Here is a 13,643-nt window from a genome sequence, read left to right as displayed (position 1 = left end):
GGAAGCCGAGTTGGAAAAGGCGCTGCTGAAGGAGCTTGCGGAGGGAAAATTCTGACCCCGGCACGCAGGTATGAAGCCATCGATTACGCTCTATCAGTGGGCTATTCGGTGCGCTTTGCCTGCCGGATCGTCGGGGTATCCAGAGCGGCGTACTACAACGCCCGCAAACGCCACCAGGAGCCTAGCGCGGATAAGTACGCCGCTGTGCGTGGTGGTAGGCCTCGGGTGTTGCGCATGGATAACGGCCCGGAGTTCATCAGCCAAGAGCTGACTCAATGGGCAGCCAAGCAAGACACTATAGAAGCGTTCATCCCACCGGGAATGCCCTGGCATAACGGGTTTGTGGAGTCCTTCCACAACCGGCTACGTGACGAGCTGCTAGAAGACGAGATGTTCGACGACCCTGCCCACGCGTCGCACTGCCTGCGACTGTGGTCAGAGCGTTACAATACGCATCATCCTCATTCGAGCCTAGGATTTATCCCACCGACTGAGTACGCCAACCAATGGCACCAAACCCAGGAAGGCACTCAAACCGACCGGTCCTAAAAACTAACCCAGCCCACAACCGCAACGAAGCCGTAACGAAAGAATGCTTCGGACCGGACACCTTCTATCTCCGCGTTTACGACATTAACGGTGTGGAAATATTGCGCGCCGAAAACACTGGCAGCATTGAGGGTAATAACTGTCGAACTGGGCTTATGAAGGGCGAGACCGGAACCTGGCGAACCGCATTTAATGGTCCCGATTCTGAGTTTGGATGGGCCGTTTTCGAAGACTACGAAGGCGAGGAAAGTATTGTTACGCTCGATCCGAACTTAGAGTTGCGGCGAGAAACTAGCTACTGATCGGCTTGATTTCGATTTCCGCTGGTCCCCGTGCGCCCCGTAACCATTCCTCAAAGCCAATAGAGCCCCGCGCGGTTTTGGTGTGGGATATCGGCGATATCCTCCAAGCCGCGCGGAGCTCAAATTTTTCCGTGTACCGGTTCCGGTGAACTCCTTCTGTCAGATTTTTACGCGTCTCTTTCCAGTTCCTGCGTAGAGGCTCTTCTCTGATTTTCGAATCACTCACCGGCTCGGTGTCTCTCCTACGTCGCTTCTTTCTCAGCATCGCCCGCAGAGCCACGTCTTCGTACTCGGACACCGCATTGTGTTCTGCTGCTCACCCTTTCGTAGCACCACCGGAGAGTCCGGCCACGATATATTTCTGCAGGCCAATGAATATAACCAGCACCGGCACGGCAATGATCACGGCAATGGCCATGAGATCATTCCACGCGGTTCCGTACTGGCCGATTACCCGATTGAGCGCCACTGTGAGCGGCTGTATTGAAGCGTCTGTGGTGAGCGTGAGCGCGAATGTAAACTCGCCCCACGCCATCAAGAACGCAAAGGAACTAATCATAATTACACCCGGCCGAATGGTTGGAATAATGATCCGCACAATTGTTTGTAGCGTACTCAGCCCATCCAGCTTCGCCGCTTCCTCTACCTCCACTGGGAACTGTTTAAAATACGGCCGGAGCAAGATTACCGCGAAGGGCAAAGTTGCGGATATATCCGCGAGAATAACGGAAATATAGTTATTTATCAGATCCAATTGACGGAACATCACGAACATCGGAATTGAAATAGCGATTGCCGGCAATAGCTGCACCACCGTCAGCATTACCATCATCGACGTCGTTATTCCGCCACGCAACCGCGCCACCGCATAGGAGGCAGGGATAGCAATTACCAGTGTTAAAACAAGTACAGACAGGGCGATGATCACAGAATTCAACAAGGCTTGCCAAACCCCGTAATTACCCGTCATTACGCGCGCAAAAGACTCCACCTGCGGCTCATGCGGATACATTTGCGGTGGTGATGCGAACATCGCTTTATTAGACTTCAACGACGTGTTTATCATCCAGTACACCGGGAACAAGTACACCGCGGCAATCAACCAAGCGATGACCGATTTCCACCGGTTGCGGACTTCTTGCCGGACCCGCCGCCGCGGATGACGGGTCTGAACTGCTACTTCTTCAGAGCCACGGTCTATATGCGCTTGCCCCTTGAATTCACCAACACTTAGTCCCGGATTCGGGCTGTCGTCAACAGTTACTTCTGTATGAGCTCCTCCCCCATTTTTAGCCATGGCGGTGTTGCTCCTTTCTTCATGTTTCATGGCTACCCCGCTTACTCTTCATCCCGCAGGCTCTTCACGTAGAACCATGAAAGCCCCAATGGGAGAAGCAGAGTCAGGGTGGAAGCCGCGGCTCCATTGCCGAAGTCGAAGACGGTGTAAGTTTCCAAATATGTGTAGATCGGCAGGGTTGTGGTGGCGTTGACCGGCCCGCCCTTCGTCATAACGTAGATAAGATCGAATACCTTGTACGTATTGATCACACCCAACAAGAGCACCGAAATGGTGACTGGTTTCATTAAAGGAAACGTGATCGACCAGAATTGCCGCCAGCTCGAAGCCCCGTCCACTTGCGCAGCCTCGTAAAGCGAATCGTCAATAGTCTGCAATCCCGAGAGGAGTAACAGCATATTGAAAGGGATCCCCACCCACAGATTCGCGATGATTACCGCTACCATCGCCGTGGGACCAACCGTCAGCCACCGGATCGGTTCATCAATGACCCCGAGTTTGCCAAACAGAAAATTGACAACCCCGAAATCTGAGTCAAAAAGCCACCGCCAGATTGTGCCTGTAACTACCGGAGGCATAATCCACCCAACAAGCAAGAGGGCGCGAATAACTCCGTTTCCGGGAAATGGCTTGCGAAAAAGCAAGGCCAAAGCGAAACCGAAAACATATTGGAAGAAAAGGCAACCGATAGTGAAAATGGCACTCAACCCCAAGGCCTGCCAGAACACGGGATCGGAAAGCACATTCCCGTAGTTCGCAAATTTATTGAAGGTGAAGGTGCCCTTGATCAGATTTGATCCGTTGGCATTAGTAACCGAAAGGAAAAGGTTATAGAACAGTGGGAAGACCAAGAAAATGGCGATATAGAGAAGCGCGGGCGTGGCCAGGATTAAGCCCAGCCGCCGCGTAGTACGCTGGCTTCGAGTGAGTGGTACCCGGCGCCCGCGCCGCTTCGGTTTCTTCCCTTCGGTTACCCTGGCGATTGTGATGGTTGCAGTATCATTGTGCGGCATGGTTGCCTCCTTACGGCAAGAGCGGCTTAATGCTTGCCTCTGCCGTTTCGGCGGCCTCCTGGGGGCTCTTAGTTCCGTTCAGAGCCTCCTGAATAGAGAGCTGGATAGCCTCGGAAATCTTCGCGTACTCCCCGCCGTAGGAACGAGCGTGCGCAATCTTCAGTTGCTCTTCAAAGACCCTCATATTCGGATCGTCGGAGAAGGATAACTGACCTTTCAGATCCGGACGGGACGAAAGTTGACCGGTAGTATCGCAGTAAATCTGCGCACCTTGTTTGCTAGCCATGAACTTCACAAAAGCTTCCGCTGCTTCTGGTTGCTTCGCGCCTTCCATCACCACCAAATTCTCGCCACCTAAGCCAGTAGCGGCTTCTTTCCCCTTAGGCAATGGCGCTGTAGCCCACGGGAAATCTTCACCAATATTAGCTATCTCCCACGGGCCATTGATCATCATCGCTGCTTTTTCCGTGACGAAGCTATTCCGTGCATCTTCCTGACTCATATTAGTTACTGAGGAAGAAATCGATCCGTCATCTACGAGACCCTTTACATACTCCAGTGCTTCGGCTCCGCTCTTTGCATAGTTATTCAAATCTCCCCCGGTTTGCCATACGAAGGGAAGCATCTGGAACACGCCCTGTTCATTCTTGATGGCAGAAAGCGCCAGACCAACATGATCGTCAGTAGTCAGTGCCTTGGCGGCTGACTTCAACGATTCCCAATCAGTAGGAACGGAAACACCCGCTGCGTCAAGCATTTCTTTGTTGTAGAAAAGTGCCAGGTTATTCGAATTTAGCGGCAGAGCGTAGGTCTTGCCTTCCAATTGACCCGATTCCCATGGCCCTTCGTAGAATTCGTTCTTCATGCCGCTCGTGGCTTCAGATATATCCCGAAGCAAGCCGAGGTTTGCAAAATTCGACGTATCAACATTGTCGATAATTGCGGCATCCGGTACGGCTCCCCCTACACCACCTTGAATGATGGACTTCTGCATATCTGCAAAGGCGAAGGAAGTCCGATTCACCTTGATGTTAGGATTCTGTTTCTCGAATTCGGCAACGGCGGCCACCATGCCATCATTAGAAACGCCACTACCCAAGTAATCCCAAACCTCGAGTGTGATCTTGCCGTCCTCGCCGGAATTAGATGCCTTTTTATTACTTCCACAGGCCGTTAGCCCGGTGAGTGCCAGGCCGGCAACTGCCGCCACCGCGGCGACCTTCCGCAGTAGATTTTTGTGTGCCCTCATGATTATTCCTCTTGTTATTTGTTTGGTTTTGTGGTGGCAGAGCTACCTGCCACCACTTCGACATTTTGGATTGGTTGGTAGCGCGCGTCCGCCTTGTTGTAGACCAAATCCGGATTCTTGGTAGTGGGTTTCCGGATTGTTGCTGACGAGCTTCTACCTCCACCAGGCGCGGATGTTTCCGTTTTCTGCCTGGCTCGGTGCAACAATTTCTCCGGAGGCAAGTTCTGGGAAGGGCTTCCAAGAGTTTTCGGCACTTCCGGATTCCACCTGGATCCGCTCACCCACAAAGTTCGCCGCCCATGGCAGTGCAGCACCCGCGTGTTGAACCGAAACTCCAGCTGCCTCCGGTGTAACGGTAAATTCGGCCAGTCCGTCCGGCGTTCTTACCGAAATCGTTTCGGCAATAACGGGTTTTCCATATACGTACAAGACCACACCAGAAGGCCCGCAATTTGCGGTCGTCTGCATGCACTCTGCAGAAAGTGCGAGCACGGTACCCTCACGCACCATGACCGGCAGTGAATCGATAGCATGGGTTTCGCGGTGCCAGCCGGCGTCACGCACGCGCTTGCCGTTCAAAATGTTTATCCAGCCCCCGCACGGCAGATAGAAATCGACCTCACCACTGTCGCTCATCACTGGTGCTACCAGGAGCTTCTCACCGAGCATGTACTGCGTTTCGGCGAAGCAAGCCCCTAAATCGTCGGGGTATTCCAGAATCATGTGCCGCAAAATCGGAATGCCGCGTTCCACGGCATCTTCCTCTGTATGCTTCAAATACGGCACGAGCCGGTTCTTGAGACGCGTGAAACGTTGAGCTACCCGCACGGCGTCGTCCCCGTAATTCCACGGCACCCGGTAGGAATCTGAACCGTGCAAACGCGAATGCGAAGAAAGCATGCCAAAGGGATACCAACGCGTGAAAACCTCCGTTGGGGATTGGCCTTCAAAACCGCCCATATCATGGCTCCAATATCCGAAACCAGAAAGCCCAAAGGAAAGCCCTCCGCGCAAAGTCTCGCCCATGGAAACGAAACTTGGCTCCGAATCCCCACCCCAATGCACTGGGAAAACCTGCGAACCAGCCGTGGCACTGCGCGCGAAAACGATCGCTTCTTCTTCCCCGCGTTCTTCTGCAATAACTTCGTATGCGGCCTTGTTGTACAGATAACTGTAATAATTGTGCATGCGTTGTGGATCCGAACCATCGTGCCAGCGCACATTATCAGTTGGAATACGCTCGCCAAAGTCTGTTTTCAGGGCGTCCACACCTTGTCGAATCAGGGTACGGAGCTTGCCCTTCCACCATTCCACCGCCGCCGGGTTCGTGAAATCTACAAAGGACAGTCCCGACTGCCAGTGGTCACTTTGCCGCACGCTGCCATCGATGCTGTGCAGCAGATACCCTGCTTGCCGGCCTTCTTCAAAGAGTGCGGAACGCTGCGCAATATACGGATTAATCCACACGCAGGTCTTAATCCCACGCTTGTGCAAACGTTCGAGGAGCGCTTCCGGGTTCGGGAAAACTTCCGGGTCCCAGGTGAAATCGCACCAATGCGAGGCGCGCATCCAATAGCAATCAAAATGAATAACAGAAAGAGGAATCCCAAGCTCTTCCATCTTGTCCACGAAGGACTCAACCTTCGTGTAATCAGTTTTGAACGACGTCGAAAGCCACAACCCGTAGGACCAATCCGGCACGTGCGGCGGACGCCCGGTGAGAGCTGTGTAGCGCTCTAAGGTTTTCTTCGGACTACCACCATAAATGACGTAATACTCCAGGTATTGGCCCGGCACTGAGAACTGCACCCGCGTATTGATTTCACTCGTAACTTCGTAGGAAACCTTCTCGGGATGATTCACGAATACGCCATATCCACGGTTACTCAGGTAGAACGGAATGTTTTTGTATGCCTGCTCGGTGGCGGTACCACCATCCGCATTCCACATATCTACGGTTTGGCCATTCTTGATAACCTGACTGAATCTTTCACCCAAGCCGTAGATATATTCATTTGGCTGCACGGTGAGTTGTTCGTGAATGTAAGTTTCACCACTAGGTGATTCCGCAATTCCCTGGGAACGGCCAATTGCGGAAGTTACCTGTTTGCCCTTTGCTTTGAATTCCAGAAGATAATTACCGTTTTCGCAGGATATTTCCGCGCTGAGCTCCCCCGAAAGCATCTTCGCTCGGTTTTCTCCGGTTTCAATCTTCGTATTCGCGGCCGGCAGGAGCTCCTGCAACTGATAGTGCGGGCCGGGATCCACTGCTCCCGCAAAGTGTGTTAGCCGTACTCGAATAATTCCTTCGGCTACCGCCTCGAGATCAACGGTAAGCTGGGGTGAATCAAGCTCGGCCCCCTTGAAGGGAATGTGGCGCGTGTACACAAACGCACGTAATAAACGCCCCCCCCCCCGAGACCTCAAAGCCCTGAATTGCGCGCGGATGTTCTATTCGCCATCCCGTCCTGGGAAGCCAGTACCCATTGGAAAACTTCATCTCAGACCTCACCTTTGAGTTATTAGTGCCTTTTACTTCTATGCGGGATACCGTTGCGGCAGGCTCGACGGAAATTCTGCGCCCCTCTACCTATACGACTAGCCGGAGTGTTGATGCACCTTCGCATCTCTTGCCAGTCATTTCGTTCCGCAGAAAGTTCCTTACACTCCACCGTTGGAGCAAGACCTTCCTGAACGAGGGTGACGCTCACCACCCACCGCTCCCCCTATTATGTTTTACTACAAAACAAAGTGCAAGAGCTGGCGCTAAACCACCAGTTTGAGCTGGAACGACGATCGACCATCAAACACTTAGCGAGCAATTCATGCTCGCATCTAGACAAATAAAAGCCATCCAGCACGCACCGCGCCACCACACACCACGCCACACGTCCCGGAAGATGCACCCAATCCGCATACGCACCGCACCGCCACGCCTCCCGTGCCACATCCCGCACCAAGGACTTTCGCCCTAATTTCTGATCGTGGCACAGCACACGCTGGCGGAAAATTTCAAAATAACCAATTTAGCTCGGTTTTGAATCACTTTTTCCGGGTAGAATCTCAATGTCTGGAGCGACTTTTTGGACCCGGCGACGTCGCCGGGTCCATTCTCTCCTTATACTCACGCCAATTAGATCCTTGCGGTTAGCTCCACCGCAGATCACCGAAATGGAGGACCAATGGTCAAACCTTGGCACTTCATTACTCTCCTGCTGGCCGTGGTTTCACTAACTCTTGGCGGTTGCGCCGGATTTGGTGGCATCAAGCTTAGCGAGGTGGGTAAAGATGGAACAGTTACATATCTGAAGATTGCGTTAAATCAGACCGAGTCGCATCCTTCCTACAAGGCCCTCGAACAGTTCGGAAAGGAACTGAAGGAGGAAACGGATGGCCGCTACGAAGTCGAGATTTACGCAAACGAACAATTGGGCTCGCAACAGGAAGTTCTCCAGTACGTGAAGTCCGGCGCGATCGAAATGGCGATCGTTTCCGGTACTCAACTGGAAAATGTGAATACGGATTTCCGGGTGCTTAATATGCCCACCACCTTCACCTCAATCCCGCAACAGATCGCGGTTTTGCAAGACCAAAGCATCGTGGGAGATCTTTTCTCCTCCCTCGAAGAATCCGATAACATCACGGTTTTGGGTGGTTACACGCAAGGTGAGCGGCACATTTACACCACCAAAAAAGTGGTGAAGAAGCCGGAGGATCTCAATGGTTTGAAGATCCGCGTCCAGGAGTCAGACATGCATATTCGCATGATCCGCCTCATGGGTGGCACCGCTTCCCCGCTTTCTTACGGGGAGGTTTATTCCGCCTTGCAGGCCGGGGTGCTCGACGGCGCGGAGAACAACATCGTTTCCTATAACACCGCCCGCCACATGGAAGTGGCGCAAAACCTTTCTTACACGAACCACCTCATCGGCCTTGACTACATGATCATGCGCGCCGATCTGCTCAAGGCCATGCCGCAAGCAGACCGCGACACCTTCTACCGCGTGTGGTACGACTCGATGGACTTCCACACCAAGCTATGGGACGAGTTCACGCAAGAATCTTACGAAGCCGCGATCGCCGCAGGTGCTACTTTCCACGAAGTCGATCAAGAAGCCTTCCAAAAGGCCCTCGCTCCCATCAAGGACGAGTTCCTCACCACCGATTACGAAAAGGAACTCTACGAAAAGATTCGCGCTAAGGCAGACGTAGCACCCAACGCCAAGGCCACGGAAGGAGGCGCCAAATGATAGCCGTAGCAAAAGCCGTGAATAAAATCCTAGAGGTTATTTGCGTATTCATTTTCGCCGTTTTGGTGTTGACGACGACGTGGCAGGTCTTCTCCCGCCTCGTCCTGCACTCCCCGGTCACCTGGTCGGAAGAACTCGCGAAGATTTCCTTCGTGTGGCTCTCCTTCCTCGGTGCGGCATATGTGTACGGGAAACGCGGCCACATGGCCGTGGAATATCTGGCCCGCAAACTGCCCGAAAAGGGGGAACGCGGAGTTGCGATCTTCACGCACGTGGTTGCTCTCATTTTCGCCGTCGTGGGCCTTATCTGGGGTGGCTGGAATGGGGCCATGAACGCCTGGACGCAAAACCTTACCGCCCTGCCCGTAAATATTGGCTCCGTGTACCTGGTGATGCCAATTGCCGGGGTGGCGATCGCGCTGTATGCGCTCTTCTACATCGTCGAAATTGCGGCTGGGAACGTAAGCCCATACCCGATAGCGGAAGCAGACCTAGCCGAAGAAGAAGGCCGCGAAGCGGCCGCCGCAGCCGCGAAATCCACCCAGGAAGGGGTGTAGCACCATGACTCCTACCGCTTTGGCAGGGCTCATCCTGCTCGTAGGTATTATCCTTCTTATCGCTCTATCGGTACCGATCGCTATTGCTATCGGGGTGCCCGTACTGCTCGCGGCGATGGCCGTAATGGCACCGGACGTGGCGGCAATGTCGATTGCCGGGCGCATGTTTACCGGCGTCAATTCCTTTACCTTGCTGGCGATTCCATTCTTTATTTTGGCTGGCGTGATAATGAACCAGGGCGGTATTGCCGCCCGCCTCATCGACGCCGCTAAGGTGCTGGTTGGGAAAATGCCGGCAGCCATGGCACAAACGAATATCGTGGCCAATGCGCTTTTCGGTTCGGTTTCCGGCGCGGCCGTAGCCGCCGCTTCCGCCATCGGAACGATCATGACGCCGCGCATGGCCAAGGACGGCTACAACCGGGCATTTTCCGCCGCGGTGAACGTGGCCTCCGCACCTTCCGGCATGCTCATCCCACCCTCGAACACGTTCATCGTGTATTCGCTGGTCTCCTCCACTTCTATTGCCGCCCTGTTTATGGCCGGCATTGGCCCCGGCCTGCTGTGGGTGGTGGCCTGCTTGGCAGTGGCGCTCATTATGTACCACCGTTCCGAAGGCAAGAACGTAAAGGTTCCGGAAGAACGCCCCTCCGCGAAGGTCGTGTTGATAACGCTGTGGCGGGCAGTGCCTTCACTCTTCATGATCGTGATCGTAATCGGCGGTATTATCGCCGGCTTCTTCACCGCCACCGAATCCTCGGCAATCGCCGTGGTGTACTGCTTGGTATTGGGCTTTGCTTACAAGCAAATCAAGATCAAGGACCTGCCGGGTATCTTGGTGAAAGCCACCGAAACCACCGCGGTAGTAATGCTACTCGTAGCGGTTTCTTCCGGCCTTTCCTGGGTGATGGCCTTCGCCGGAATTCCGCAGATGATTACCGGCTTCCTGCTGGGAATTACGGATTCGAAGATCGGCATTTTGATCATCATCATGCTGATCTTGCTGCTGGTTGGAACCTTCATGGATCCCACTCCGGCAATCCTCATCTTCGTTCCCATTTTCCTGCCCATCGTGACCGAACTGGGTGTAGACCCGGTGCACTTCGGCGCCATGGTGGTTATGAACCTTTCCGTGGGCGTGATTACGCCGCCGGTTGGAAACGTCCTCTTCGTGGGGGCGAAGGTGGCAGGCCTAAGAATCGAACCAGTTATAGCCAAACTCTGGCCATTCCTAGGGGCAATCATCGGAATGCTCTTCGTGGTGACCTTCGTGCCCGCGATATCGCTCTGGCTACCGGGAATATCCGGCTTGCTATAACGGCCTGAGTTATCAGCCACGTGTGCGGCAAATTCGCCTAGCCCGTGCCGCGTGCTTTGCAGCACCGGCCACGCGCGCTAGCTACGTGAACCAACCGCGTGTGGGCCAGACGTACCGCTTGCGTCACGTCTGGCCCACACGCACGTCTAGCGCCCGGCACTCCTCCTGCCCGCGCACACCACTGCCCAACATATGGTTAGCCTTGCCTCACCTCCAGGTTGGGCGTAACGTTCCGTTCATGCACGATAATTCACCCTTGCCACAATCCGACCGGCCTACAAGTACCGCAGCCGGGCATTGGGTGCTGGCACGCGCCGGGAAGCGCGTACTTCGCCCCGGCGGCCTCCAACTCACCAAACAGATGCTTACCGCGGCGGGTATTCCCGGCAGCCAGGTAGTGGAATTCGCGCCCGGTCTGGGCCGCACCGCCCAGCTCATAGTTGACAGCGGCGTAGCTTCCTACACCGGAGTGGATCTAGACCCGGCCGCCGTAAAACGCGTGGAAAGCATAGTTGCGCCCCACGGCGGGGTGGTCGTTAACCGCAAGGCACAGGAAACCGGGCTGGCAGACGAAGCGGCAGACGTCGTCGTCGGGGAAGCAATGCTCACCATGCAAGGGGCGAAAACGAAGGCGGCGATTGCCGCGGAAGCTTTTCGGATTTTGCGGCCCGGCGGGCGCTATGCGATTCACGAAATGGGGCTAACGCCAGATGATATTGCGCCCACATTAGCAGACGAGCTACGTAAACGGCTCGCGCAAACAATCCGCGTCAACGCGCGGCCGCTCACACAAAGCGAGTGGCGGCAGGTTCTCACCGCGGCTGGTTTCGAGGTCGAATGGGTAGATACGGCGCCGATGGCTTTGCTTTCGGTGCGGCGCAATCTGGCGGATGAGGGCGTGCGCGGAGTGGCTCGCATCGTGCGGAATGTGCTTCGCGATAAGGAGTTGCGCACACGCATGCTCCAAATGCGAGCCACCTTCAAGGAATACCAAGACCACATGTGTGGCATCGCGATTGTGGCCCGCAAGCCGGCCTAATCAGCCCAGCAGCCCGGCAACCCGGCAGCCCTGCAACTAACCGGGAAGCTAGCCAGCCGGGCGCCGACCAGCCGGTTAGCTAACCGCAAAGCTCCCCGGAAAGTTAACCGGGAAGCGAGTTAGCGACGTCGTACCCGGTGCCTTCGCGACTACGCGCGTAACCGCGAAAGCCTCGCTCGCGCCATTTTGCCAAATCTGGGTAGCACCACCGCCGCCTTAGTTCGTGAGTTGCCAGCGCTTCGTTTCCAGGAGCGCTTCCACCATGTCGCGGAATTGGCCGGGCTGGGCGGCAAGTGCTGCCGGCGTACCGCGTTGCACGATCCGCGCTCCGGAACCCGCTGGCGCCCCAGTATCGCGCGCCCCGGAAACCGCTACCCCGGTATCCGCCGGTATCGAGCCCGCTGGCGCTTCCGCGCCTCCCAGCACCGCGCCTCCCGGTACCTCATTCTGCTTTCCAGTACCGAGCACAATTACCTGGTCGGCGTTGCGGATGGTGGAGAGCCGGTGGGCTACCACGATCACTGTGCGTCCGGCGGATAGTTCGGCCACTACCTCGGAGATCGCCGCTTCGTTTTCCCCGTCCAGGGCGGAAGTTATTTCGTCCAGGAGCAAGATCGGTGCGTCTTTGAGGAAAGCGCGGGCAATGGCCACGCGTTGGCGTTCCCCGCCAGAAAGGCTCTTCCCGGCCGGCCCCACCTTCGTATCCCAGCCATGCGGAAGCGCTTCGATTACGCGATCCAGGCGCGCCCGGCGGGCCGCGGTTTCCAGTTCCGCGTCCGTGGCGTCCGGGCGGGCCACTCGCAAATTCTCGCGAATCGTTTCGTCAAACAGGTACACGTCCTGGAACACCATGGCGATATGGTTCATGATTTCTAGCGAACCAATTTCTCGCACGTCTACCCCGCCGATCGTCACCGCTCCGGCATCCACATCCCAGAACCGCGCGGCCAGCCGCAATATCGTGGATTTCCCGCAACCTGAAGGCCCTACCACCGCGGTCACGCTCCCCTGCGGCGCCTGGAAAGAAATGCCATCCAGTATCTGGCGGTCTGCTTCATACGCGAAACGCACGTCCGTAAACTCGATGGTGGCGCCATCTGGGCGGCGTGCATGCCCGGCAGGTGGCTCCGGGAGCGGTTCCGCATCCATAATTTCCACCACGGCCCGCAATGCCGCCAGCGCATTATTCGCTTCCGTCTGATTCAAAGAAGCCTGCGTGAGTGGCAAGAGCATGCGTGCCACTACGGCCATCAACACCAGGTAGGCCACGGCATCCAATTGGTAGTTGCTCACGAAGGCCCAGCCGGCCGCCAGCACGAGCGCGAAAGTTACGTTCACAATCAGGTTGAAGCCTTGGGCCGGTTTGCTTTTCACGCGAAGCCCCCGCATTACCGCCGCGGCGTCTTCCGCTAAAGCTTCCTGCACGGGTTGCCAATTCGCGCCCACGCCGGTGGCGCGTAGCACGGCTTGTAGGCGCGCGAACTCAATGAGCCGCCCGGCGGCTTTCTCCGCCGCGTTACTTTCCAACTCATTAGCCCGCGTGACGGACGCACCCATAACCCGCCACACCAATATCAGTGGAAAAATCGCCGCCCCCATAATTAGTGCCAGCCGCCAATCCACAAAGAAGGTAGCAAGCAGCATCACCAAGGGCGTCACAAAAGCGTTCAAAATATTCGGGATCACCAGCGAAGCCACATGCGAAAGTGTGTTCACGTGCGTCGACGTCGCATTCGCCACCGCTGCTTCCCGCTGCGGATTGAACCACCCCAGCGGCAGGCGCAACACGTGCTCCGCCACCCGGTCGATCATCGTGTCGCAAACTTCGTACACACTGATCCGATACGAGCGGAACATCGCGTACGTATCCACCAACACCGTCGCCACCCCGCACACCGTAATGATCAGCAACCAGTGCGGCGCTGCCGGCGAACCTGAAAACAGGGCCCGCAGGAACGGGATCATGAGCGCCAAAGTCACGCCCTGCAAAATCGCCGACGCCGTGAACCAGCTGATCGTTTTCCGTAGCTCAGCCGCGTTGACCAGGCGTTTTAAGAGTTTCCACATAG

11 protein-coding genes are annotated in these 13,643 nt (G+C 55.7%); 6 read left to right on the top strand and 5 right to left on the bottom strand.

Annotated elements, in window-relative coordinates; all coding sequences use genetic code 11:
- Positions 1–549: integrase core domain-containing protein (locus BLT47_RS06165; RefSeq protein WP_143021796.1), on the top strand; the 549-nt coding region annotated here is incomplete at its 5' end.
- A gap of 92 nt (positions 550–641) precedes the next feature.
- Positions 642–851: a hypothetical protein gene (locus BLT47_RS09145; protein ID WP_143021795.1), complete on the top strand. Its 210-nt coding sequence runs from the start codon at positions 642–644 to the stop codon at positions 849–851.
- 316 nt (positions 852–1,167) lie between these two features.
- Here BLT47_RS09145 and BLT47_RS06155 read toward each other — a convergent pair whose 3' ends face one another.
- The 4 genes from BLT47_RS06155 to yicI all read right to left on the bottom strand — a co-directional run bounded on the left by BLT47_RS06155 (position 1,168) and on the right by yicI (position 6,798).
- Positions 1,168–2,178, bottom strand: coding sequence for a carbohydrate ABC transporter permease (locus tag BLT47_RS06155; protein WP_244924584.1), 1,011 nt, complete (start codon positions 2,176–2,178; stop codon positions 1,168–1,170).
- Positions 2,179–2,189: 11 nt separating this feature from the next.
- On the bottom strand, positions 2,190–3,161 hold the full coding sequence (locus BLT47_RS06150) for a carbohydrate ABC transporter permease (RefSeq protein ID WP_083330112.1): 972 nt from the start codon (positions 3,159–3,161) through the stop codon (positions 2,190–2,192).
- Positions 3,162–3,171: 10 nt separating this feature from the next.
- On the bottom strand, positions 3,172–4,410 hold the full coding sequence (locus BLT47_RS06145; RefSeq protein ID WP_074662819.1) for a sugar ABC transporter substrate-binding protein: 1,239 nt from the start codon (positions 4,408–4,410) through the stop codon (positions 3,172–3,174).
- Positions 4,411–4,563: 153 nt separating this feature from the next.
- Complete coding sequence (gene yicI / locus BLT47_RS06140) at positions 4,564–6,798, bottom strand: alpha-xylosidase (RefSeq protein WP_074662816.1); 2,235 nt, start codon at positions 6,796–6,798, stop codon at positions 4,564–4,566.
- A 794-nt stretch (positions 6,799–7,592) separates the two neighbouring features.
- Here yicI and BLT47_RS06135 point away from each other — a divergent pair.
- From BLT47_RS06135 to BLT47_RS06120, 4 genes are all read left to right on the top strand, one after another.
- Positions 7,593–8,660, top strand: a complete 1,068-nt coding sequence (locus BLT47_RS06135; protein WP_065414780.1) for a TRAP transporter substrate-binding protein — start codon at positions 7,593–7,595, stop codon at positions 8,658–8,660.
- Positions 8,657–9,217, top strand: a complete 561-nt coding sequence (locus BLT47_RS06130) for a TRAP transporter small permease (RefSeq protein WP_065414781.1) — start codon at positions 8,657–8,659, stop codon at positions 9,215–9,217. Before BLT47_RS06135 ends, BLT47_RS06130 begins: the two co-directional genes overlap by 4 nt.
- 4 nt (positions 9,218–9,221) lie before the next feature.
- Positions 9,222–10,535: a TRAP transporter large permease gene (locus tag BLT47_RS06125; protein ID WP_049619795.1), complete on the top strand. Its 1,314-nt coding sequence runs from the start codon at positions 9,222–9,224 to the stop codon at positions 10,533–10,535.
- Positions 10,536–10,773: 238 nt separating this feature from the next.
- Entirely contained in the window at positions 10,774–11,574 is an 801-nt protein-coding gene (locus BLT47_RS06120; RefSeq protein ID WP_074662814.1) for a class I SAM-dependent methyltransferase, read from the top strand.
- Positions 11,575–11,790: 216 nt separating this feature from the next.
- Here BLT47_RS06120 and BLT47_RS06115 read toward each other — a convergent pair whose 3' ends face one another.
- A complete protein-coding gene (locus BLT47_RS06115) occupies positions 11,791–13,641 on the bottom strand; it encodes an ABC transporter ATP-binding protein (protein ID WP_074662811.1) in 1,851 nt (616 codons plus the stop codon).
- Between the last annotated feature and the right edge of the window lie 2 nt (positions 13,642–13,643).

This window comes from Actinobaculum suis (assembly GCF_900102025.1).
Lineage (GTDB): Bacteria > Actinomycetota > Actinomycetes > Actinomycetales > Actinomycetaceae > Actinobaculum > Actinobaculum suis.
The sequence above is the reverse complement of the archived record's forward strand: the minus strand, read 5'-3'. Positions and strand labels throughout refer to the sequence as shown.

Excerpts from the sequence above, each read along its gene's own strand:
- BLT47_RS06155 (WP_244924584.1), bottom strand. The coding sequence starts at position 2,178 with ATGAAACATGAAGAAAGGAGCAACACCGCCATGGCTAAAAATGGGGGA.
- BLT47_RS06150 (WP_083330112.1), bottom strand. The coding sequence starts at position 3,161 with ATGCCGCACAATGATACTGCAACCATCACAATCGCCAGGGTAACCGAA.
- BLT47_RS06145 (WP_074662819.1), bottom strand. The coding sequence starts at position 4,410 with ATGAGGGCACACAAAAATCTACTGCGGAAGGTCGCCGCGGTGGCGGCA.
- BLT47_RS06135 (WP_065414780.1), top strand. The coding sequence starts at position 7,593 with ATGGTCAAACCTTGGCACTTCATTACTCTCCTGCTGGCCGTGGTTTCA.
- BLT47_RS06130 (WP_065414781.1), top strand. The coding sequence starts at position 8,657 with ATGATAGCCGTAGCAAAAGCCGTGAATAAAATCCTAGAGGTTATTTGC.
- BLT47_RS06125 (WP_049619795.1), top strand. The coding sequence starts at position 9,222 with ATGACTCCTACCGCTTTGGCAGGGCTCATCCTGCTCGTAGGTATTATC.
- BLT47_RS06120 (WP_074662814.1), top strand. The coding sequence starts at position 10,774 with ATGCACGATAATTCACCCTTGCCACAATCCGACCGGCCTACAAGTACC.
- BLT47_RS06115 (WP_074662811.1), bottom strand. The coding sequence starts at position 13,641 with ATGTGGAAACTCTTAAAACGCCTGGTCAACGCGGCTGAGCTACGGAAA.